The 22,514-nt window shown below is 67.4% G+C and carries 20 protein-coding genes and 1 pseudogene; 9 read left to right on the top strand and 12 right to left on the bottom strand.

Features of this window, described 5'->3' with window-relative positions:
- Window positions 1-105 precede the first annotated feature (105 nt).
- The 6 genes from ASD86_RS07860 to trxA all read right to left on the bottom strand — a co-directional run bounded on the left by ASD86_RS07860 (window position 106) and on the right by trxA (window position 6,953).
- Window positions 106-918 (bottom strand): queuosine precursor transporter, encoded by an 813-nt coding sequence (locus tag ASD86_RS07860; protein ID WP_235567693.1) that lies wholly within the window; start codon window positions 916-918, stop codon window positions 106-108.
- Window positions 915-2,120, bottom strand: coding sequence for a PQQ-dependent sugar dehydrogenase (locus ASD86_RS07855; RefSeq protein WP_056109036.1), 1,206 nt, complete (start codon window positions 2,118-2,120; stop codon window positions 915-917). The genes ASD86_RS07860 and ASD86_RS07855 overlap by 4 nt, the downstream gene beginning before the upstream one ends.
- The gene (locus tag ASD86_RS07850; RefSeq protein ID WP_056109034.1) at window positions 2,117-2,797 is read right to left on the bottom strand and encodes a DUF502 domain-containing protein; all 681 of its coding nucleotides are present in this window, start codon (window positions 2,795-2,797) and stop codon (window positions 2,117-2,119) included. The genes ASD86_RS07855 and ASD86_RS07850 overlap by 4 nt, the downstream gene beginning before the upstream one ends.
- A gap of 435 nt (window positions 2,798-3,232) precedes the next feature.
- Complete coding sequence (locus ASD86_RS07845) at window positions 3,233-5,212, bottom strand: bifunctional serine/threonine-protein kinase/formylglycine-generating enzyme family protein (protein ID WP_056109033.1); 1,980 nt, start codon at window positions 5,210-5,212, stop codon at window positions 3,233-3,235.
- A 207-nt stretch (window positions 5,213-5,419) separates the two neighbouring features.
- Window positions 5,420-5,878 (bottom strand): DUF4442 domain-containing protein, encoded by a 459-nt coding sequence (locus ASD86_RS07840; protein ID WP_056109031.1) that lies wholly within the window; start codon window positions 5,876-5,878, stop codon window positions 5,420-5,422.
- 205 nt (window positions 5,879-6,083) lie between these two features.
- Window positions 6,084-6,953, bottom strand: coding sequence for a thioredoxin (gene trxA, locus ASD86_RS07835; protein WP_056109247.1), 870 nt, complete (start codon window positions 6,951-6,953; stop codon window positions 6,084-6,086).
- 266 nt (window positions 6,954-7,219) lie between these two features.
- On the opposite strand from trxA, the gene ASD86_RS07830 reads away from it, so the two are divergent.
- The gene (locus tag ASD86_RS07830) at window positions 7,220-7,789 is read left to right on the top strand and encodes a DUF998 domain-containing protein (protein ID WP_056109028.1); all 570 of its coding nucleotides are present in this window, start codon (window positions 7,220-7,222) and stop codon (window positions 7,787-7,789) included.
- 140 nt (window positions 7,790-7,929) lie between these two features.
- Here ASD86_RS07830 and ASD86_RS07825 read toward each other — a convergent pair whose 3' ends face one another.
- The 3 genes from ASD86_RS07825 to ASD86_RS07815 form a co-directional block, all read right to left on the bottom strand.
- Window positions 7,930-8,151 carry a hypothetical protein gene (locus tag ASD86_RS07825; RefSeq protein ID WP_056109026.1) on the bottom strand — a complete coding sequence of 74 codons (222 nt, stop codon included), beginning with the start codon at window positions 8,149-8,151 and terminating at the stop codon, window positions 7,930-7,932.
- 131 nt (window positions 8,152-8,282) lie between these two features.
- On the bottom strand, window positions 8,283-8,558 hold the full coding sequence (locus ASD86_RS07820) for a hypothetical protein (protein ID WP_157476310.1): 276 nt from the start codon (window positions 8,556-8,558) through the stop codon (window positions 8,283-8,285).
- Between the two features lie 618 nt (window positions 8,559-9,176).
- On the bottom strand, window positions 9,177-10,493 hold the full coding sequence (locus tag ASD86_RS07815) for an amidohydrolase family protein (protein ID WP_056109245.1): 1,317 nt from the start codon (window positions 10,491-10,493) through the stop codon (window positions 9,177-9,179).
- A 359-nt stretch (window positions 10,494-10,852) separates the two neighbouring features.
- On the opposite strand from ASD86_RS07815, the gene ASD86_RS07810 reads away from it, so the two are divergent.
- On the top strand, window positions 10,853-11,161 hold the full coding sequence (locus ASD86_RS07810) for a hypothetical protein (protein WP_157476308.1): 309 nt from the start codon (window positions 10,853-10,855) through the stop codon (window positions 11,159-11,161).
- Between the two features lie 206 nt (window positions 11,162-11,367).
- Here ASD86_RS07810 and ASD86_RS07805 read toward each other — a convergent pair whose 3' ends face one another.
- Window positions 11,368-12,066, bottom strand: coding sequence for a hypothetical protein (locus tag ASD86_RS07805; protein WP_056109017.1), 699 nt, complete (start codon window positions 12,064-12,066; stop codon window positions 11,368-11,370).
- A gap of 381 nt (window positions 12,067-12,447) precedes the next feature.
- On the opposite strand from ASD86_RS07805, the gene ASD86_RS07800 reads away from it, so the two are divergent.
- The gene (locus ASD86_RS07800; RefSeq protein ID WP_056109014.1) at window positions 12,448-12,648 is read left to right on the top strand and encodes a hypothetical protein; all 201 of its coding nucleotides are present in this window, start codon (window positions 12,448-12,450) and stop codon (window positions 12,646-12,648) included.
- Window positions 12,649-12,842: 194 nt separating this feature from the next.
- Here ASD86_RS07800 and ASD86_RS07795 read toward each other — a convergent pair whose 3' ends face one another.
- Entirely contained in the window at window positions 12,843-14,567 is a 1,725-nt protein-coding gene (locus tag ASD86_RS07795; RefSeq protein WP_056109010.1) for a diguanylate cyclase, read from the bottom strand.
- 243 nt (window positions 14,568-14,810) lie between these two features.
- Here ASD86_RS07795 and leuS point away from each other — a divergent pair, with 243 nt between their 5' ends.
- The 6 genes and pseudogenes from leuS to rsfS all read left to right on the top strand — a co-directional run bounded on the left by leuS (window position 14,811) and on the right by rsfS (window position 21,519).
- On the top strand, window positions 14,811-17,576 hold the full coding sequence (gene leuS, locus ASD86_RS07790; protein WP_056109007.1) for a leucine--tRNA ligase: 2,766 nt from the start codon (window positions 14,811-14,813) through the stop codon (window positions 17,574-17,576).
- A 413-nt stretch (window positions 17,577-17,989) separates the two neighbouring features.
- A complete protein-coding gene (locus ASD86_RS07785) occupies window positions 17,990-18,643 on the top strand; it encodes a glutathione S-transferase family protein (protein WP_056109004.1) in 654 nt (217 codons plus the stop codon).
- Window positions 18,644-18,757: 114 nt separating this feature from the next.
- A pseudogene (gene lptE / locus ASD86_RS07780) lies at window positions 18,758-19,354 on the top strand (LPS assembly lipoprotein LptE); the annotation flags it as partial.
- Window positions 19,308-20,354 carry a DNA polymerase III subunit delta gene (gene holA, locus ASD86_RS07775; protein ID WP_056108998.1) on the top strand — a complete coding sequence of 349 codons (1,047 nt, stop codon included), beginning with the start codon at window positions 19,308-19,310 and terminating at the stop codon, window positions 20,352-20,354. The pseudogene lptE and the gene holA, both read left to right, overlap by 47 nt.
- 24 nt (window positions 20,355-20,378) lie before the next feature.
- Complete coding sequence (gene nadD / locus ASD86_RS07770) at window positions 20,379-21,032, top strand: nicotinate-nucleotide adenylyltransferase (protein WP_056108993.1); 654 nt, start codon at window positions 20,379-20,381, stop codon at window positions 21,030-21,032.
- A gap of 52 nt (window positions 21,033-21,084) precedes the next feature.
- Entirely contained in the window at window positions 21,085-21,519 is a 435-nt protein-coding gene (gene rsfS / locus ASD86_RS07765; RefSeq protein WP_036109887.1) for a ribosome silencing factor, read from the top strand.
- Window positions 21,520-21,728: 209 nt separating this feature from the next.
- On the opposite strand, the gene ASD86_RS07760 is transcribed toward rsfS, so the two are convergent.
- Window positions 21,729-22,487, bottom strand: coding sequence for a Bax inhibitor-1/YccA family protein (locus tag ASD86_RS07760; RefSeq protein ID WP_056109243.1), 759 nt, complete (start codon window positions 22,485-22,487; stop codon window positions 21,729-21,731).
- Between the last annotated feature and the right edge of the window lie 27 nt (window positions 22,488-22,514).

Here is a 22,514-nt window from a genome sequence, read left to right as displayed (position 1 = left end):
GCGGGGATGACGGCCTGGGTGGATTACGTTCTCGCTGGAACGTCGCGTGGTTAATTGCGAGGACGCTCTTGAAGACCGTCAACAGCAGCGACTCAATCCTGCCACTCAATCCGCCGCCGCCTCATCGCGCAGCTGATTGGCCCGCGCATGCCCCAGATAGCCGTGAATCCAGACCCGCAGCAGATAAATCAACGGGATCATCGCGAACGCCGCCAGCATCTTGTAGCCGTAGTTGACCGTGCTGATCGCCAGGAACTGCGGGATCGGCCAATGCTGCGGGCCGAGCACGAAGGCGATGTACAGCACCACGAAGCTGTCGACCAGTTGCGACACCGCGGTCGAACCGGTCGCGCGCAACCAGATGTGTTTGTCGCCGGTGGCGCTGCGGATGCGGTGGAACACCGCCACGTCGATCAACTGGCCCAGCATGAAGGCGACCAGCGAACCGCCGATGCTCCACATGCCCTGGCCGAAGATCGCCGCGAACGCGGCCTGATAGTCGGGCACGCCCTGCGCCTGCGCGGCCTTGACCCACCAGCCGGCCGGCGCCAGCGCGATCGCCGCGAACGCGAACACGAAGCCGTAGGCGATCAGGATCGCCGCCAGCCACGAGATCAGACGCACGCCGCGGCGGCCGAAGAACTCGTTGATGACGTCGGTCATCAGGAACACCACCGGCCACAGCAAGGTGCCGGCGGTGAAGTTCAACGAGCCGGTCTGGCCGAACAGATTCCATTGCAGCGGGGCGATGCCGAGGGTGTCTTCCAGCGCGAAGATCTTGACCCCGATGAACTCGGCCAGCGCCGCGTTGACGCAGAAAAACGCCGACAACACGATGAACAAGCGCAGCGAGCGATCCTGCAAGGTGCGCGTGCCTTCACCGCCGGCGAACGGAATGCTCGACTCGCCCGCGCTCACCGCTTGGGCCTCACCCGGTAGATCACGCCGCTCTTGTCGTCGGTGAACAGGAAGCTGTCGCGACCGGTGTGCAGCACGTCGCAGGGACGACCCAGTACCTTGCCGTCGGCGAGGAAACCGGTGATCAGATCGCCGCCGCTGCGGCCGTCGGCCTTGACCCGCACGAGGCGGTAGCCGTGGTTGAGCGCGAGCTTGCTGGCGCCGTGCAGCGCGACCACGAATTCGTCGCTCAACTGGCCTTTGTCGCTGGACGGAAACCAAGCCAGGCCCAGCGCGGAAGCGTGCGACGGGAAATACGAGAAGGTCTTCGGCGCGCTCGCGCAGCCGCTCTTGCGCGGGAATTTCGGATCGGCCGCGACCTTGCCGTTGTTGTAGTAGCAATACGGCCAGCCGTAATCGGCGCCGTCATTGACCACGAACATGGTTTCGTCGGGCTTCTGGTCGCCCAGATGATCGGAGCCCTGGTTGGTCGCGTACAACTTGCCGTCGCGGTACAGCAGGCCGACCGCGTTGCGCAGGCCGCGCGCGTAGATGCGGCGCTGGCTGCCGTCGGGATTCATCTGCAGGATCGCCGCGCGCACGTCTTCTTTTTCCACGCAGGCGTTGCAGCTGCTGCCGACCGAGACGTACAGCTTGCCGTTGCCGAAGGCCAAGGTGCGGGTCAGGTGCCAGCCGCCGTATTTGTAGCTCAAGCCGTAGTCGGGAAAGCTCGCCAGCACTTCGGGTTCGGACGAAGGCTTGAGGTCGCCGTTGCGGTAGCGATAACGCAGCAGCTTGTCGGTGTTGGCCAGATACAGCCACGACTGGCCGGCGGCGTCGGTGTGGAAGGCGACGCTGTTGGGGTTGCGCTGCTTGTCCAGGTACACCGAGACCTTGGTGTAGCGCTCGGTCTTTTCGTCCCAGCCGTCGAGCGCGTACACGCGGCCGAGCTTGTTGTCGCTCAGGTTCTGCATGTCGGTGACGAATATGCGGCCGTCCGGGCTGCGGGCGAAGAAGCGCACGCGCTTGAGCCCTTGCACCACCGGCACGATGTCGAGGTTCGCCGGCAGGTTGAGCGAGAAGCTGCGGCCGTCGTCGAGCTTGACCGGATGCGGCGTCAGCGGCGCGGCCGCGGCCTGGGCCGTGTCGGCGAACAAGGCAACGCCGCACAACAACGCGGTCGCGGCGACGGTGCGGGCCAGACAGGACAGAACTAAGGTCATGGAGTGCGCTCCGGATCGGGAGTGGCGCCCGCTGCGGGCGCGGAGAAGGGAATGGTCGACGGCGAGACCGCGCCGCCGGAGATGATGAAGCTCATCGCCTGGTCGACGGTCCAGTCGGTCGGGGTGATCAGTTCCACCGGCACGATTTCCAGATAACCCGAGGTCGGGTTGGGCGTGGTCGGCACGTACACCGCGGCGAGTTCGCGGCCGGTGCCTTGCTCGCGCATGACCTTGGTGACGAAGCCGATCGACTTCATCTGGTTGTGCGGGAAATCCACCAGCACCACGCGCTGGGTGCCGTCGGGCTTGGTCTGCAGGATGTCGAGCAGCTGACGCGCGCTGCCGTAGATGGTGCTGGCCAGCGGGATGCGCTTGATCATCGCCTCGAACCAGCGCAGCACGGTCTGGCCGACGACCCGGCGCGCCATCGCGCCCGACAGCAGGATCACGCCCACGGTGGCGATCAGGGCGATCGCGGTCTGCACCCACTGATCGTTCAACCAGCCCAGCGCCTGCGGCGAGGTGGTCGCCAGGTTCTCGAGCAGCGGGCCGATCAGCGGACGACTGGTGTCGGACAGCAGGACGAAGACGAACTTGACCACGACCCAGGTCAGCCAGATCGGCAGCAGGGTCAACAGGCCGGTGAGGAACAGGCGTTGCAGATTGGGCGGGCGCATGGCGCGGATTGTAGGGGAGGGCGGTGGTTGCGTGGGGTCGGGGCGGTGCCTGGTTTGGCGATGGTGGTAGGGAGGTGGTGCGTGGGTTGGTGGGATGGCGCGGTGGAGGCGCGGCGGGACTTAGGTGGTTACACGTCGTTGCGCGGGCTAGAAGCGAATCCCCCGCGCCGATCGATTCGGGGCTCCGGGGCGCGGCGTCGGGCGCTCGCCCCCTTTTGCAAAGTGGGCGATGGTTTTCGTGGCTTCGGTGGGTGCGGTGCTGTTAACGCGCGAATGATTGCGCATGATTTGGTGCTATACGCCTGCGATCAGGCGCGTCAACCCATCGCCCACTTTGCAAAAGGGGGCGAGCGCCTTGCGCAGGCACGAAGTCAGATCACTATCGCGGCGCGGGGGATTCGCTCTTGCGCGGCGACACCAAGACCAAAAGCAGCCTCAGCGCTCACGCACCAACCGGAACCCCACATCGTCATACCCACGCCCCGCGCTCAACGGACGCTGCGCGGTACCGCTGCGCCACGAGCCACCGCCGACCTGACGCTGCTGACAGTTGCGACCGCAATCGGCCGACCACATCGACAAGGCGCGGCCGCTGCTGCCCGGCATGCGCTGGGCTTCGTCGGCGGTCGGCAGGCGATAGCGGCGGCCGGTCTGCTGGCTGTACCACTGCGCATAGGCCTCGGCGTCGGCGATCGACACGCACACCACCGGTTCGGCCTCGGTCTGGTCGAAGCCCGGCGCGCGCCAGTCCTTCGGCGCGATCACCCGCAGCAGCGACACGCGTTCGCGGCACAGCGCCGGCGCGCGTTGATGGGCGCTGACGAAACGCGCGTATTCGCCGCGGCTGACCGGACGCGGATTGAAGCTGACCGCGACGCTGGCGGCCGGCGCGACCGCGCTGGTGGCGACCCCGCGCGCGACTGGCGTGTCGCCGGCGATGCCGCGCGCCTGCGCGACCAGTCGGGTCGACACTGCGCGCGGCAAACCGAATTCCTCGGCCAGGGCGATGACCTTGCCGGCATCGGCGCCATCGCCGCGGCGCGCGGCCTGTTCGAGCCGGGTCTGCAGCGCCAGCGCGGCTTTCTCGCGCAGGCCGCGCTGCGCCGGCGAATCGGCGGTGCCGGTCTGCTGGCCCAGGGCGGTGGCGTTGACCAGATGCTCGCGGGCGCGCTGGTCGCGGCCTTCGCGCAGATCGCGGGCCATTTCCTCGGAGAACGCCTGGGTCAGTTCGTCGACCACCACCGCGACTTCCGGATTGGTGCTGTCCAGATGCCAGGCGGTGAGCAGGCTGTTGTAAGCGTTGGCGTCGGCCGGCGACGCCAGCCGGCCTTGCGCGATGTAGCCGCGCGCGGCCTGCAGCGAATCCTGCAGCGGCGCCTGCGGCAGCGGCGCCATCATCGCCTGGGTCGGATCTTCGCTGGCGCTGGCCACGGCGGTCTTGTTGGTGGCGTCCGGCGCGACCCGGAAGAAACCGTCCTGCTCGACCCGGTTCAAGGCGAAGGCGATGGTCACCACCGCGATCGCCAGCACCGCCAACCCGGCCCAGGCCGGCGTGGCCCAGCGCTTGAGCGGACGCAGCCGGCTGGCCATGCGGCCGAAGCCGCTCATCTGCCCGCGGTGTTTGATTTCGGCCAGCGCAACGGCCATTTCGGCGGCGTCGTCGAAACGCTGATCGGGCTGCTTGGCCAGCGCGCGGTTCATGAAACGCTGCCAGTGCTTGAGCGGCGGCGGCAGTTTCGGAATCGGGTTCTGCGCGTGCATCACCGCCATCGACAGCGCGTCGGGCGCTTCGAACGGCAGCCGGCCGGTCAGCATTTCCCAGCACAGCACGCCGAGGCTGTAGAGGTCGGCGCGGCCATCGACTTCCTCGCCGCGCGCCTGCTCGGGCGCCATGTAGGCGGTGCTGCCCACGGCCAGACCGGTCGCGGTCATGCGCGCGCCGAAGCCGCGGCGCAGGGCGATCCCGAAATCGGCCAGCAGCGGCCGCTCGGTGATGTCGAACAATACGTTCTCGGCCTTGACGTCGCGATGCACGACGCCGCGCGCATGCGCGTACTCCAACGCCGACAGCAGCGGTTCGACGATCGCGATGACGTCGGTTTCGCCGCGCGCGAAGCCTTGCTCGATGCGCTTGCCCAGATGGCCGCGCGGCAGGAACGGCATGGCGTAGTAGGGCAGGCCGTCGCGGGTGCGGCCGACTTCGTGGATGCCGACCACGTGCGGATGTTCCAGCCGCGCGATCGTGCGCACTTCGTTCTCGAAGCGGCGCCGGCTGACCTCGTCGGCCAGGGCGTGCGGCAGCATGATCTTGATCGCCACTTCGCGCCCAAGCGCGATCTGCTCGCCCAGGTAGACCGTGGACAAGCCGCCGTGGTTGATGATCTCGCGCAACCGATAGCCCGGAATTTCCGGCATCGGAACGCTATTGGCATCGTTTTGTGGTGTGAAAGTCGACATTCGCGGCCCCGTGTCGCGACTGCACAGCATACGCTGCCGCAGTGCCCGCGTGAGGCTTAGTGTGTCTTTTCTGTGCCTTTACTTACAAGTAGCGGCGCGGTCGGAGTTGCGGTTTCGCGTCGGCCGCCATACGCGAAAGGCGTGCAACGAATGGCGACCGAGGTCTCATTGCGCGACGCGGTCGCGTTTGCGCCGTACGTACAACTGCTTGCGCACCTTCGCCACGACCTCGCCGGAGGCGTCGATCACGTCGGTGTCGAACCAGCGCAGGTATTTGTCGCCGCCGGCGGTGGCCGCGCGCAATTCCTCCAGCACCGTGTCGTCGAGATCGAATTGCGCATGCACCGTGCCGCGGCCGGGTTTGACGAATTCGATCGCGCCGGCGCGGTCCCAGACGATGTAATCGCGGCCCAGCGCATTCATCGCCAGCAGCATCCAGAACGGGTCGGTCATCGAGAACAGGCTGCCGCCGAAGTGGGTGCCGACGTAGTTGCGGTTCCACGGCCGCATCCGCAACTCGACCCGGGCATGGCGGTAGTCGTCGGCGATGCGGACGACCCGGACGCCGGAAAACAGGAACGGCGGCCACAGGTTCAGGCCGAGTCGCAGGGTGTTGGCTTTCATGGGCAGGGCAGTGGCTAGGGCGGGTCTAGCCTGCCATACGGATGCGTATAGTCAAGTCGCGAGTGCCGGGGCGGCCGGTTCAGGCGGCCTCGGCGCCTTGCGTCTCAAGCCGTCCGGCTCAGAGCAAGCCGGATCGAGCAAGCCCATTCAAAACGGGCCGGCTCAGACAAGCCGGCCCGGAGCAAGCCGGCTAAGCAGACCCGACTCAGAACAGCAGCGACGCCATCTTGCGGCGGTAGCGGCCGATCAGGTCTTCGTCGGCGACCACCCGGAACGCGTCGATCAGCGCCTTGCGCGGCAGGCCGTCCTGGTAAGCGCGGTCGCGCCGCAGCAGTTCGATGAACTGCTCCAGGCCGGCTTCGTCGCGGCCGGCGGCGATCTGGCGCGCGCCGAGCAGGTAGCGCGCCTGCAGGTCGTCGGGCTGGGCGGCGATGGTCGCTTCCAGGGTCTCGACCGGAGGCGCGTCGCGGGTCACGGCGAGGAAGTTCAGGCGCGAGCGGGCGCGCAGGGTGCGGTCGTCGGTGGCCAGGTTGGCGGGCAGGGCGTCGAGCAACTGCTCGGACTCGGTGGCCGCGCCGGTGGCGAGCAGGGCCAGGGCCAGGTCGAGCTTGAGTTCGGACTTGTCGGGGTGTTCGGCGACCTCGTGACGCAGGCGCACGACCTCGGCATGCAGGTCGACCGGCGGCGCTTCGACCGGCGCTTCTTCCTCGACCGCGGGCGCGGCCGGTTCGATGCCGTGATGCTTGAGGAATTCGCGCACCGCGCTTTCCGGCAGCGCTTCGGCGAAGCCGTCGACCAGCTGCCCGTCCTTGACCAGGAACACAGTCGGGATCGAGCGGATCTGGAACGCCGCGCCGAGCTGCTGTTCGGCCTCGACGTCGACCTTGGCCAGTTCGAACGCGCCGTTGTAGTCGGCGGCGAGTTTTTCCAGGATCGGGCCGAGCGTCTTGCACGGCTGGCACCACTCGGCCCAGAAGTCGATCAGGACCGGCACCTGCAGGGATTTCTGCAGCACCTCTTCCTGGAATCGCTCGGTGGTGGCGTCGAATACGTGGGGCTTGGCGGGTGCGGTCATCGGCGGGCTCATGGTTCGTACGCGGGGGTTGCTCCCCGAGGTGGGGACGGTGCGGGGCGCAGGCAAGCCAGTGCAGGCCAGGGTGTGCAGGCGAGAGTGGGCAGGCGAGCGCGCCGCGCGGCAGCGCACGCTAGCATGGCGCGATGAATCGCTCATCGACACCGCCTGCATCCAGATCGTCTGCGTCGGCCTCGCCTGCATCGGCATCGGGCTCATCGTCCGCAGATCCATCGTCGTCGCCCACGCGCGCCGCGCGCTGGATCGCCGTGGCCGCCGGGCTGTGCTGCCTTGCATCGCTGTACGGATTCGGCGCGGCCCTGGACGGCTATTCGCAGCGCCTGCATCCGCCGGGCCTGCTCGGTGCACGCGGCATCGACCACGCCGCAGCCTTCAATCTGCTCGGCTTCGCGCTGCCGGGGCTGGCGATGGCCTGGGTCGGCTGGCGCTTGCGCGAACGCCTCGATCAACGCAGCCGCGCGACCCGCATCGGTGCGTGGATGTGGAGCCTGTCGGCGCTGGCCTGGGCGGCGCAGGGCGCGTTCGTGCTCGATCCGGCCAATCTCGACGCGCAGTTCAGCCGCCTGCATGCGGCGATGTGGTTGTTGTGGGCGCTGGCCTTCGTCGCCGGCGCGCTGCTGGTGGGGCTGGATGCGGTCCGGCGTCCGGCCGAGCGCGGCCTCGCCCTGATCGCATGGCTGGCGGCCGCGGCGATGGTGATCGTGCTCAGGGACGGCCAGTTCGGCCTGATGAGCGGGCCGGTTGCGCAGCGCTTGGCGTTGTGTGCGTGGCTCGTGGCCTATGTCGCGATGATGTGGCGCGAACACAAACAACGGTAAGCGCGGGCAGATCATCGCGCGCGCGGCGGGCGATCTGTATCAGGCCGAGTGGTATCGATCGCCTGTCAGCCGACGCGCGCCGGATTGCCCGGCGTGCGTTCGAATCCTTATCGCGGAAATCTCGGATCGACGCGGCCGCTTCACTCCGGCCCGGGACAGAACCGGGTCATGCACCACTGACGTTCGCGCTGGCATAGGCTCACTTGCGCCGGCGTCTGCGCCGCGGCGCGACAGGCGCTGTATTCGGCGGCGCATTCCAGGCATTGCGGCGGCAGCGCGGCATAGGCCGGGGCGATCGTGGCCAGGGCGAAACCGCTAAGGCCGGCGAGCGCGGCGGTGAATACGAGGCTGGAGATCTTCATCGATTGCATTCCTTGCGGTGGGCGAACATCGCGGGGTCGCGACGGGATTTCAAGCGTGGGGCGGTGAACGCGGCATGGCCGGAATCGATCGCGATCGACACCCGTCGATCAGGCTTGATTCATGACGCGGGTCAATTGGCCGTGCAAGAGCGCCTGCATGCGTGATAGCGCGTGTCGCAGGCGACCTCTTGCTCCGGCGTCTCGGCCCGGGTTACGCAACGCTTGTAGTCCGAGTAGCAGGCCATGCAGGTGGTTTCATTGGCCTGCACCGGCGAGGTCAGTGCCACGGAAAATCCCAGTCCTGCGATGGCGATCAGCGCGAACAGCATCGAATGCTTCATGGCGAGTGCGTCCTTGTTGGTGGAAAGCCGCGATCTTGCGGCGGTGGCAGTGGCGATGCGTTGCATCGTGTCGGCGTGGCGCGGCCGGCATGGACCGATGCCGCAGCAAGGCAGATCGTTATCGGCGCCTGCCGCGGAGACTGCATCCGCGGCCTGCCTTGCTGCGACATCGGCGTTACCCTGATCGTTTGCGGCGCTTCGTTCGCCGCGCCGCGCGCATCACCGGCGCCTGTCGATGCGGTCGTGGCGGAACCAGGTGCGGCACCTGGCCTCTTGTGCCGGGGCCGTCGCGACGCGGGCGCGCCGCGGAGGCGATCGAAGCGTCGGATGTCGCGACGACTGCGTTGAATGGCCATGGAGTGCCGTGTGTCGAACTCCTTTTCGTTGGCGGTGACGAGCGGCTCCCGCCTCGCGGGCGGCGTGTGCGCATCGCGCTGGCTTGTCGCTATCGCGGCCGCGTCGTAACGATTCGATCCCGCGCCAGGTCAAGCCCAAGGCCCCGTTTATAGCACCGGCATCGCATCCGTGGCTGTGACCGATGCACGGGCAAAACCGGGCGTTCGCGGCTCGACCCATGAGCGTGGCGCGGTTGCGAGCGCGCCGCGAATGATCGCGGCGCGTGTGGATGTGTTCGCTAGAGTTTTGAAAGACCGGGTCCGACACGCCGGCCTCGCAATCGCCGACTCAGAACGTCTGCTTGTAGACCTTGCCGTCCTTCATCACGAACTCGACCTTCATCACCGCGTTGATGTCCTCGACCGGATTGCCCGGCACCGCGACGATGTCGGCGCGCTTGCCGGTTTCGATCACGCCCTGGTCGTCGACGCCAAGCACTTCGGCGGCGCGGATCGTCGCCGCCTGCAAGGCGACCGCGGCCGGAATGCCGGCTTCGACCATGTACAGGAACTCGCGCGCGTTATCGCCGTGCGGGCCCACGCCCATGTCGGTGCCGAAACCGATCTTGACCCCGTTCTTGTACGCCTTGGCCGCGGTGTCCTGGATCAGCGCGCCGATCCGCGCGGCCTTGGGACGCACCACGTCGGGGAAATAACCGTCGATCTTGGCCTTGTCGGCGACGAAACGGCCGGCGTAGACGGTCGGGATGTACCAGGTGCCTTTCTGTTTCATCAGCGACATGACCTCGTCGGTCATGTAGGTGCCGTGTTCGATCGAGGTGACTCCACCGAGCACCGCGCGCTTCATGCCCTCGGCGCCGTGCGCGTGCGCGGCGACGCGATAGCCGTAATCGCGCGCCGTATCCACGATCGCTTTCACTTCCTCCACCGTGAACTGCGGCGCGTCGCCGGACTTGGCGTACGACAGCACGCCGCCGGTGGCGGTGATCTTGATCACGTCGCTGCCCTCCTTGTAGCGCTGGCGCACAGCCTGGCGGGCGTCGTCGATCGAATTGATCACGCCGTCGGTCGGGCCGGGCGGGCCGATCAGATGCGACAGCGCGTCGTTGTAGCCGTTGGTGGGATCGGCGTGGCCGCCGGTGGTGGCGATCGACTTGCCGGCGGCCCAGATGCGCGGGCCTTCCACGAGACCTTGATTGATCGCATCGCGCAGATGTGGACTGACCTCGCCGCCGAGATCGCGCACGCTGGTGAAACCGGCCTGCAGGGTCTTGTTGGCGTAACCGACCGCGCGAAAGGCGAAGTCGACTTCGTCGAGGCGGAAGCCTTCGGAATAGCTCTGCGGACTCGACTGCGAACCCAGATGCACGTGCAGATCGGTCCAGCCCGGCGTGCAGGTGTGTTGCGACAGATCGATGCTGCGCGCGCCCGGCGCATCGGCGCGGCCGTCGAGCACCTGCTCGATCTTGCCGTCGCGCACGACCACGGTGCGCGCGCCGAGCACCTTGCCGCTGCGCGCGTCGAACAGTTTTCCGCATTGCAGCGCGAGCGGTTCGGCCGGCACGGCGGCGGCGAGGGCGGGCGCGGCGAACGCGCCGGTCGCGGCGGCGAGGGCGATCGAGACAGCGACAGATAAGCGGGTCATGAGCGATTCCGGCAGAAGGGCGGGATCGAACCCGCGGTGAAGATCCGCCGTTGTGCGCGCACGGCGAATCGCGATTTGCATCGGCCGGGGGAATCGCGCAACCATCCCCCGCGCGACAGTCGAAGCTCCCGGAGCATGCAATCGACGGTGGCGATGGGTCAACGTGACTAACGTACTAGGCGTCGGCGCGGGTGACGTGCGCGATGGGGCGGTTCGCCGCCGATGTGCATCGTCCCGGCGGGATTCCGCTAGGCGCGGCCTTGATCCGAATCCGTCGTGTAATCCGAGTCCTTCAATACGGCCCTGGGCGCGCTCACGGTCAAGACCGCAGCACCATTCCAATCCCAGGAGCGATACCCATGAAAAGAACGAGACCCGTAAAAAGATTCGGCATCGTGATCGCCGCCTTGTTCGCGCTGACCAGTGCCAGCGCATTCGCCGAAGGCGACGGCCAACATGGCGGCCAAGGCCAGGGCGGTACCGATCGCAGCAACTCGCAAGCGCCGTTGATCTGCCGCACGGGCGAAAGCGCGGTTCCGGTGCAGGGCGCGGACGGCAAGATCGCGTGGAAGTGTTCAAGCCCGTCCGAACTGGCCCGGGCGTACTTTCCGTTCAGTTGTCGGGCCAGCAACAACATCGACTGGACCTGCCGCAGCGGTAATGCTTGAGCCCGCGGCCGCAGCGCCGCGGATGCGGGGCTGCGGCCGTGTTGCGGCGCGGCATGCAACGAGACGCTGCACATTGCTAGCGAGTACTGCGGTCGAAACCTTCGCGGCATGCAAGCCGATCGGGCGAGCATCAACCTGGCCAGAGCGACTGACTGCTTGGGGCGCTCAGGCCGCAGTCGGCCGTTCGCCGACTCAAAGGTCGCGAGTTACAGCCAGTAACACCAGGCAGGAAAGGCTTCTATAGAACGCGGCCTGTATTGGTCGTCGCCGCGCGGCATTTCTCGACAGCGAAAGCGGCACCTCATGGCATCGGTCGAGGATTTCCAATAGACGGGCTGCCAATCGTCGAGAGCATCGAACTGTTCGGAGCCGACGGCGATCTCGTAGTCGGTGCGTACCGCGCACATGTATTGATCGAGGATGCTGGGGTGCGTCGTGATCACATACATCGAGCGCCATTGCTCCGGATCTTCGGGATGGCCAAGCATTCCGCTTGCGTCGATTTCGTAAACATCGTCGTATTCGTGCTCGATGAACCAATGCCATTGCGGTCGAGCGAATTGCTCCCACGCGTGGCCACCCGCGGCGGTGAGGCCATAGTAAGTGCCGCCGAAATTCGTCCGGGGCTCGCCCAGTTCGGCGCGGATCGTCGCCAGATCCCCAGGCAGCGCCTCGGTTTTTTCGTGGCAGCGCTGTAGCGCGATCCAGCCTCGCTCAGCGAGTTCGTGCAGGGTTTGCGCCAATTCATCGAATCCCATGCCATGGCCTTGGCAATTGAGCGCCATGTCGATCGTATTGACGTCCCAAGGCGGGCCTTCGGGCAGGGCGATGAGGGACAAGGGAAGTTTGAAACGGACTGCCTGGGTCAGCAGCCAGTATTCGCCACGAGTGAGGCGGAGAGACATGGGGTCGAGGGCCGATGGCGGCCGGGTTGCGAATGCAATGCTTCGAACGAAGCGAGCGGGACGCTACGCCGGCTGACCGGCGCGGTCAAGCGATGCGTGAACGGTCGACGGTGGCGGCACTGCGTCCTGTGACCATACGCCAGGCAATGGGAGGCAATCCTGTCGTTAACGTGGGCGCGACATGCGACATCCGTGCAAAACGGCACGGGCCGAGTGCGTTTTCGCGACGACGTTAGCCGAATCGGGCCGTTCATCCGATTTGCGACGCTTGTCGCGGGCGAAAGGCTCGTGCAAGGTAGCGCTCGCCTGAGGCCGTACGGACCGGGACTTCAGGCGGTCAACGCAGCGCGAATCCGGTTCGCCAGCGCGAGTCGAACCCCAATGAACAAACTCCTTCTCCAGATCGCCGCGGCCGCCGTGGTCGTCGTGTCGTTTTCCGCTTCGGCCGTCGATGTGCGGTCGGCGCCCGCGCCGAGCAGCGGCGGCGGGTTCCAGAACTTGCCCAAGAGCTGCCCGGCGGGCAAGACCGCACGCATCGTCTACGACCAGAAAGGCACGCCGATCGGCGTGGTCTGCGTTTAACGCCGCACGCATACCCGCGTTGGGCGAAACCCTGAGGTTCGCCTGTCTGCAAAGCGCTTGAAGACGAAGCCGCGGCCTGCCGCGGCTTCGTCGTATCGGCGCGGATGCGGCATCGATGCGTGGGTCGAGCGGGCTTATCGGTCCATGTCGGCGCGCACGACGCGCGCCGCACCGTATCGACTCAGGCCGTCGCCTCAGGCAGCAGTGAGCGCGCGATTGCCGTCGACCACGCGGTCGCGGCCTTCGCCCTTGGCGCGGTATAGCGCGGCGTCGGCGATCTGCAGCAACTGCTGCGGGGTTTCGCGGTCGTCCTGCGAGGTTGCCAGGCCGATCGAGCAGGTCGCCGGACCGAAGGTCTGGCGCAGGTGCAGGATCGTGGTCGAACCGATCGCGGCGCGGATCTGCTCGGCGCGCTTGAGCGCGGTGGCGGCGTCGGTTTCGGGCAGCACGATGGTGAATTCCTCGCCGCCATAGCGGCAGGCGATGTCTTCGTTGCGGACCAGGTCGTGCAGCACTTGCCCGACCCGCGCCAGCAGCGCGTCGCCGGCGGCGTGGCCGTGGGTGTCGTTGAAACGCTTGAAGTGGTCGATGTCGAGCATCAGCACCGACAGCGGCAGCTTGCGCCGCTGGCAGCGCAGCAGTTCGCGCTGCAGGTTCTCTTCCAGGTAGCGGCGGTTGAACAGGCCGGTCAGCGGATCGCGCAAGGACTGCACGCGCAGGGTTTCGCGTAGTTGCAGGTTGACGATGGCCTGGCTGAGTTGTTCGGCGATGGACTGAATCAGCAGCAGGTCGGCGTCCTGCGGCGGTTGCTCGCCGCTCAGGCACAGCAGGCCCAGCGAAGTGTTCTGCGCCATCAGCGGCACGCACAGGTTCCAGCGCGGGTCGTTGTCGCCGCGCGCCGGTTCCAGGTGATTGCAACGCACCGCGCCGCGGTCGCCCTGGACCCGCTGCGGCTGGCCGCGGCGCAGCGCCCAGCAATCGTTGGGGTGCAGCAGGTCGGCGCTGACGATCTTTTCCTCGCCGAAACGCGCGGCGGTTTCGGCGAGGTTCTGCGAGGCGCGCAGGATGTAGCAGCGCCCGCCGATGCTCGGGATCAGGTCGGCGATCAGGTGCGCGGTCATGTCCATCGCTTCCTGCAGGTTCTGGCAGCTCTGCAGCAGGCCGGCGTAATGGCTCAGGCTGCGGTGGCGCTCGGTCAGCAGGTTGCGCTCGGACGCGGAGGCTTCCAGGTCGATCAGGGCTTGGCGGGTCTCGCGTTCCAGCTCGCGGCTGCGCCGGTTCTCGCGCCACAGGCTGTACATCAGCAGCGCCAGCAGGATCATCGCCAGGCCGATGCCGAGCACCACAAGCGCGGTCAGCAGGCTGGCGCGGTATTCGCTGCGTGCGTGGCGCGCGGCCAGCAGCGCGCGCTCGCGCTCGCGCATGACCTCGGCGAGCGCGGTCAGTTCGCGCATCTGCTCGTAGCCCTTGCTGGTCTGGGCCTCGATCCGCGCCCGCGCCGGGTCGCGGCTGTGCAGTTCGACCAGGCGGTCGATCTCGGCCAGACGCGCGCGCACCCGCCGTTCGAGGTCGCGGGCGAAGCGGTTCTGCGCCGGGTTGTCGGCGGTCAGGGCGATCAGCCGGCTGGCGCCGCTCAGCGCGCCGGGGATGCTGGTCAGGTATTCGGCGCGCAGCGTCGATCGGTCGGTGAGGCGATAGCCGCGGGCGCTGGATTCGACCGTGCGGGTCGCGGCCACGGTCGCTTCGATCTCGCCGAGCACCTGATAGGAATGCTCGACCCACTGCGAACTGCTGGCGAACCCGCGCAGGCCCAATACCGTGGCCACGCCGACCGCGGCCAGCAGCATCGCCGCCAGCACGAAGGCGGGCAGGCGATAGGCGCGATAGGGGTTCGGGCGGGGCGGCTGAGACGGGAGCAAGGCGGGCTCGGGCGGCGTTTCGGCGCAGGCATCATCCCATACGGCGCCCTGGGTGCCGCGAATTCGGCCGAACGCTCACATCGATCTGCGCAGTTAATGCGCCAGTCGGAGCGGCTGCGCGGATTCCGCGAGCCGGCGGCCGCGCCGCCGCGATCGATCGATCCGGGCCGTCGAGGCCCGAATGGCGGGCTTTTGTGCGCTGCGGTAGGCTTGCCGGTCCTGTCCTCTCGCCATTGCCCACCCGTGTCCGACGCCGCCCCCGCCCCGCACGACCCCAAGAACGAACACCACGGCTTCGATCCCAGCGCCCTGGAAGCCGCCGCCCAACGCTATTGGGACGCCACCCGCGCGTTCGAGGTCGACGAGCGTTCCGACAAGCCCAAGTACTACTGCCTGTCGATGCTGCCGTATCCGTCCGGCGCGCTGCACATGGGTCACGTGCGCAACTACACCATCGGCGACGTGATCAGCCGCTACAAGCGCATGACCGGTTTCAACGTGCTGCAGCCGATGGGCTGGGACGCGTTCGGCCTGCCGGCGGAAAACGCCGCGATCAAGAACAAGACCGCGCCGGCCAAGTGGACCTACGCCAACATCGCCCACATGAAGGCGCAGCTCAAGACCATGGGCTACGCGATCGACTGGTCGCGCGAATTCGCCACCTGCACGCCGGACTACTACGTCCACGAGCAGCGCATGTTCGTGCGCCTGATGAAGCAGGGCCTGGCCTATCGCAAGAACTCGGTGGTCAACTGGGACCCGATCGATCAGACCGTGCTGGCCAACGAGCAGGTCATCGACGGTCGCGGCTGGCGCACCGGCGCGCTGGTCGAAAAGCGCGAAATTCCGCAGTGGTTCCTCAAGATCACCGACTACGCGCAGGAACTGCTCGATGGCCTGGACACGCTGCCGGGCTGGCCCGAAGCGGTCAAGACCATGCAGCGCAACTGGATCGGCCGCAGCGAGGGCCTGGAGATCCGTTTCGACGTGCGCGACGCAGATGGCAATGCGCTACAGCCGTTGACCGTGTTCACCACGCGTCCGGACACGCTGATGGGCGCGACCTTCGTGTCGATCGCCGCCGAGCATCCGCTGGCCGTGCACGCGGCGCAGTCCGATTCCGACTTGGCCGCGTTCATCGCCGAGCTGCGCCAGGGCGGCGTGTCCGAGGCCGAACTGGAAACCCAGGAAAAACGCGGCCGCGACACAGGCCTGCGCGCGATCCACCCCGTCACCGGCGAAGAAGTGCCGGTGTTCGTCGCCAACTTCGTGCTGATGAACTACGGCACCGGCGCGGTCATGGCCGTGCCCGGCCACGATCAGCGCGACTGGGAATTCGCCAAGCGCTACCACCTGCCGATCAAAACCGTGATCGTGCCCGACGCGGTGCGCGATGCGCTGGCCGAAATCGGCCGCGACGTCGCCAGCCATCCCGACGCGATGAGCAGCGCGCTCGGCGGCGGCCCGGCGATCGACGTGTACGACACCGGCGCGGCGGTGCAGGTGGTCGAACAGTTCCAAAGCGCGATCCAGGAACAGGGCCCGTGGACCGAGCGCGGCTGGCTGGTCAATTCCGGCGAGTACGACGGCATGGATTTCCAGCAGTCGCTCGACGCGCTGGCGACCCGCTTCGAAGCCGAGGGCCGTGGCAATCGCCGGGTCAACTACCGTCTGCGCGACTGGGGCGTGAGCCGCCAGCGCTATTGGGGTTGTCCGATCCCGGTGATCCTGTGCGCCAAGTGCGGCGACGTGCCGGTGCCGGAAGACCAGTTGCCGGTGGTGCTGCCGGAAGACGTCGAATTTAGCGGCGTCGCCTCGCCGATCAAGTCCGACCCGCAATGGCGCAAGACCACTTGCCCGAACTGCGGCGGCGACGCCGAGCGCGAGACCGACACCTTCGACACCTTCATGGAGTCGAGCTGGTACTACGCGCGTTACACCTCGCCGGGCGCGAGCCAGCAGGTCGACGAGCGCGCGAAGTACTGGACCCCGGTCGATCAGTACATCGGCGGCATCGAGCACGCGATCCTGCATCTGATGTATTTCCGCTTCTATCACAAGCTCATGCGCGATCAGGGCCTGGTCAACAGCGATGAGCCGGCGACCAACCTGATGACTCAGGGCATGGTGATCGCCGAGACCTTCTCGCGTGGCCCGAAGGGCGCGCAGGACTGGTTCAATCCGGCCGACGTGGACGTGATCCGCGACGAACGCGGCCGCATCACCGGCGCGACGCTCAAGGCCGACGGCCTGCCGGTGGACATCGGCGGCATCGAGAAAATGGCCAAATCGAAGAACAACGGCGTCGATCCGCAGTTGATGGTCGGCAAGTTCGGCGCCGACACGGTGCGCCTGTTCTCGATGTTCGCCGCGCCGCCGGACCAGTCTCTGGAATGGAACGAGGCCGGCGTCGAAGGCATGGCGCGGTTCCTGCGCCGGGTGTGGGTGTCGGTGCACAAGCACGTCGCCGACGGCATCGCGCCGGCGCTGGACCTGCTCTCGCTGGACGCCGCGCAGAAGACCCTGCGCCGGCAGCTGCACGAAGCGATCCAGAAGGTCGGCGACGATTACGGCCGCCGCCACAGCTTCAACACCGCGATCGCCGGGGTGATGGAACTGCACAACCACCTGTCCAAGTTCGACGACGCCAGCGACAACGGCCGCGCCTTGCGTCAGGAAGTCCTGACCGCGATCGTGCTGCTGCTCAACCCGATCACCCCGCACACCAGCCATGCCCTGTGGCAGGTGCTGGGCCATGCCGAGACCCTGCTCGAGGACCTGCCGTTCCCGCAGGCCGACCCGTCCGCGTTGACCCGCGACACGGTAACCCTGGCGGTGCAGGTCAACGGCAAGCTGCGCGGCACCATCGAGGTCGCGGTCGGCATCGCCAAGGAAGACGCCGAGCGTCTGGCCCTGGCAGAGCCGAACGTGGTCAAGTTCATGGAAGGCCTGACCGTGCGCAAGGTGATCGTGGTGCCGGGCAAGATCGTCAATATCGTCGCGTCGTAAGGTTCGCGGCGGGGCGGGGAAGCGAAAAGCGAAAAGCGAATCCCCCTCGATCCCCCTTTTGCAAAGGGGGAAGACGAGCACGGGCTTTGCCAGGATTCGAAGCGATTACGACAGTTGCGAAACGAGCGCCGCAATTGCGAAACGAACGCTGCAATTGTGAAGTGAGCGCGGCGCTTGCGAAGCGAATGCGGCAATTGCGAAGCGAGCGCGGCGGTTACGAAGCCAAGCGGGTTTTGCCGAGCAAGGCATCGCGAAACCAAGCAGCGTCTTACAGCAGGCACCGCTCCCTCGGACGTAAGTACCCGACGCCATCGCTCTTGCTTTTCCCCCCTTTGCAAAAGGGGGGCAGGGGGGATTCGCTTTTGCCCTTGCTTCTCCACGCTCCCGCCAGCGCCCAACATCCAAAGCCACCCATGACCCCCATCCTCTACTGCCACCCCGACTCCGGCTTCAGCTACAAAGTCGCCCTGGCCCTGCGCCTGCTCGGCATCGAGTTCGAACAACGCCAGGTCAACATCCGCATCCCGCGCGACCAGCGCTCGCAGGAATTCCGTGACCTCGCCGCCCACGGCGAAATCCCGGTGCTGCGCATCGATGGCCTGGTGCTGTGCCAATCGAATGTGATCCTCGACTATCTCGCCGTGCGCGAAAGCCGCCTCGACGGTGCCGATCTCGAACATCGCCTACACGTGCGCGAATGGCTGGCCTGGGAAGCCAACCGGATCAGCCTCAACCTCGCCCACTCGCGCTACGGTCGCCAGATTGGCCACTACGACCCGGCCGTGCTGGCCTGGTACGACCGCCGCTCGATCGCCGACCTCGACCGCCTGCAGGCGCAGCTGAGCCAGACCGCGTGGCTGGCCGGCGCCGAGCCGACCATCGCCGATGTCGCCTGCAGCGGCTATCTGCTGTACGCGATCGAGCCCTGGGCCGATGCGGCCGGTTTCCCATGGCGGCTGTGGAGCGAACGCTGGCCGGCGGTGCATGCCTGGCTCGAACGCCTGCTCGCGTTGCCGGGCGCGCAGACGCCGCAGGCGCTGTTCGCCGGGCACGAGATTCGCTACTGAGTCGAACCGGATCGATCGCGTCATGCGGCAAAACCGCATCGCGCGCACCACCCAGGCCCGCGCGGTTCAGCCTTGCTATTGATGCCCGCAGCCGCGTCGTCCAGACTTCGCCCCATGACGCCTCGCTCTCCCTTCCTGTTCAAAGCGGCCGCCCGCACGTCGCTGTTGGCCCTCGTGCTGGCTCTGTCGGCCTGCGGATTCCAGTTGCGCCAGGCCCTGACCCTGCCGCCCGACCTCGGTCCGGTGCGGGTGGTTTCGGCCGACCGCTACAGCCCCCTGGCCGAATCGCTGGCGCAGGCGCTGACCCGCGCCGGCGCGGTGCCCGCCGAGGCCGATTCCAGCGAGGTCGCGGTGCTCGACCTGATTTCCGAACGCTGGGGCGACAGCCCGGCCGCGCTCGACGAACTCGGCCGCGTGCAGGAATACAGCCTGCGCTACGCGGTGGTGTTCGAACTGCGCAAGGCCGACGGCAAGGCGCTGGTGCCGCGCCAGACCATCGAGCTGTCGCGCGACTACGTGTCCAACCCGACCAACGCCATCGGCACCGAGGGCGAGCGCGAAATCCTGATGCGCGAAATGCGCCGCGACATGAGCGCCGCGGTGCTGCGCCGGATCGGCGCGGTCAGCGAGCGGCGCTGAGCCGCCCGCGCCGCCGACCCTCGCGATGGAACTCACCCCCGAGCGCCTGCTCGGTCAACTCGACAACGAAGCGCTGCGGCCGGCCTATCTGATCGCCGGCCCCGAGCCGCTGCGCGTGCTCGAAGCCGCCGACGCGGTGCGCGCGAGCGCGCGCAAGCAGGGCATCGCCGAACGCGAAATCTTCGAAGCCGAAGGCAATCAGCGCGAACCCGACTGGAATGCGATGTCGGCCTCGTTCCGCGCGCCCAGCCTGTTCGCCAGCCGGCGCCTGCTGGAACTGCGCCTGCCCAGCGGCAAGCCGGGCAAGGAAGGCGCCGAGGTCATCAGCGACTTTTGCGCCGACCCGCCGCACGACGTCAGCCTGCTGATCACCGCCGGCGACTGGAGCAAGCAGCACGGCGGCAAGTGGAGCGAAGCGGTCGGCCGGATCGGCCACATCGCGGTCGCGTGGGCGATCAAGCCGCACGAACTGCCCGACTGGATCGAACGCCGCCTGCGCGCGCGCGGCCTGCGCGCCGACCGCGACGCGGTGCAGAGCCTGGCCGACCGGGTCGAGGGCAACCTGCTCGCGGCCGCGCAGGAAATCGACAAGCTCGCCCTGCTGTCCGACGGCGAAACCCTCGACCTCGAACGCATGCAGGCGCTGGTCGCCGACGCCGCGCGCTTCGACGTGTTCCGCGTGCTCGACGCGGCCATGAACGGGCAGGGCGCGCAGGTTTCGCGCATGCTCGCCGGCCTGCGCGCCGAGGGCGAGGCCGTGCCGGCCCTGCTCGGCATGGTGGTGATGGAATTGCAGCGCACCGCCGCGCTGGCGCGGGTCAGCGCGCGCGGCGGCAATATCGCTTCGGAATTCAAGGCGCAGCGGATCTGGGATTCGAAGCAGCCGATGTACCGCCGCGCCTTGCAGCGTCACGACGCGCGGCGCTGGGAACTGCTGCTCGCCCAGGCCGGCCGGGTCGACCGCATGGCCAAGGGCCGTGAGGCCGGCGACGCCTGGGTCGCGCTGGAACGCCTGCTGCTGGCCGTCGCCGAGCCGCGCGCGCTGCGCCTGCTCAGCGTCTCGGCCGGCTAGCCGGGTTTCGAACGGAACTCGCGCATGAGCCTGCTCGTCTTCTACGGCGGCACCTTCGATCCGATCCACGACGGCCATCTGGCGATCGCCTGCGCTGCCCGCGACGCCCTGCGGGCGCGGGTGCGGCTGATGCCGGCCGCCGACCCGCCGCACCGCGCACCGCCCGGCGCCAGCGCCGAACACCGCGCGCGCATGCTCGATCTGGCCGTGGCCGGCGAGCGCGACCTCGTAGTCGACCGGCGCGAGCTGCGCCGCGAGGGCCGCTCCTACACAGTCGAGACCCTGCGCGAGGTCCGCGCCGAGGTCGGCCCGGCGCAGCCGCTGGCCTTGCTGGTCGGCGCCGACAGCTTTCTCGACCTGCCGCAGTGGCGCGAATGGCAGGCGCTGTTCGACCTGGCCCATTTCGTCGTCGCCGAGCGCCCGGGCAGCCCGCTCGACCCGGCCCGCATCGAATTCGCAGCAGGACGTGAGACGGTCGATGTCGAGGCCCTGCGCGGGACCCCGGCCGGCCGGGTTTATCGCCTGCACCAGCCGCTGCATGCCGAATCGGCCAGCCAGGTGCGTTCGCTGATCGCCGCCGGCGAGGCCTGGCGCCAGTACGTCCCGGCGCCGGTGGCCGCCTACATCGAGCGCCACGGCCTGTACGGCGTCCCGGCCGTGCGCGGCGCGCCGGTATAGGCCTCCGGTATAATCCCGGCACACATTCCCGATAACGCAGAGCCGCATTCTCTTGACCAGCCAAGCCCAAGTCATCAAGACCCAGTTGCCGAACCCGCCGCCGCCGACCGAGCTGATCCTCAAGACGGTCCACGCCGCGGTCGAAGAACTCAAGGCCAAGGATGTCGTCGAGATCGACGTACGCGGCAAGAGCAGCGTTACCGACTACATGATCGTCGCGTCCGGCACCTCCACCCGCCACGTCAAGTCGATCGCCGACGAAGTGGTCAAGTTCGCCAAGAACCTCGACGTCATGCCGCTCGGCGTGGAAGGCGAGCGCGAAGCCGAATGGGTGCTGGTCGACCTCGGCGACGTCGTCGTCCACGTCATGTTGCCGCGCGTGCGCGAGTTCTACGCGCTCGAGCGCCTGTGGACGGTCGGCGACCAGCCGCCGCCGCCGGAAGGCTACGAAGGCAAGTTCGAGACCGACGACGAAGATCGCTTCTGATTCGCGGTTCGTTTTCGAGCGGAACCGCTTCGTAACGAGTAACAACGGCGCCCAAGGGCGCCGTTGTCGTTTTCGGCTCATGAAATCCTGCGCAACCGAGCCCCTCTCCCGCAAGCGGGAGAGGGGTTGGGGTGAGGGACCTCACGATCGCCAGACAAAGAAAAAGGGCGCCCAAGGCGCCCTTTTTCGTCAACCGCGAACCGACCGAATCAGTTACGCGACTGAATCTTCGACAGCAAGCGCAGGAACTCGATATACAGCCACACCAGCGTGACCATCAGCCCGAACGCGCCATACCACTCCATGTACTTCGGCGCGCCTTGTTCGACGCCGGTCTCGATGAAGTCGAAGTCCAGCACCAGGTTGAGCGCGGCGATCACCACCACGAACAGGCTGAAACCGATCCCGATGATCCCCGACTGGTGGATATACGGCACCTGGATGTTGAAGAAGCTCAGCGCGAAGCTGGCCAGGTAGAGCAGGGCGATGCCGCCGGTGGCCGCGACCACGCCGAGCTTGAAGTTCTCGGTCGCCTTGATCAGGCCCGAACGGTAGGCGAACAGCAGCGCGAACAGGGTGCCAAAGGTCAGCATCACCGCCTGAATCACGATGCCCGGGAAGCGCGCCTCGAACATCGAGGAGATCGCGCCGAGGAAGAAGCCCTCGACCAGCGCGTACAGCGGCGCCGTCACCGGCGACCAGGTCTTCTTGAAGGTGGTGACCAGGGCCAGGACCAGGCCGCCGATCGCGCCGCCCCAGATGTACGGACCGGCGCCGATCACGCCCTGCTCGGTGATCTGCACCTGGCTCCAGGCGAAGGCCGCGGTGAGCACGGTCAGCAGCAGCAGGAAACCGGTCTTGTTGACCGTGCCGTTCAGGGTCATCACCTGATCGCCGCCGCGCACGACCGCGCCGCTGCCCAGGTCGAGGAAAGTCGATTCCTTCAATGCGGGATTGCCGCTGCGGATCATGGTCTTGCTCCTTGAAAACGTACC

The sequence above is a fragment of the Lysobacter sp. Root690 genome (assembly GCF_001427785.1).
Lineage (GTDB): Bacteria > Pseudomonadota > Gammaproteobacteria > Xanthomonadales > Xanthomonadaceae > Lysobacter.
This window is presented reverse-complemented; position numbering and strand designations above follow the sequence as displayed.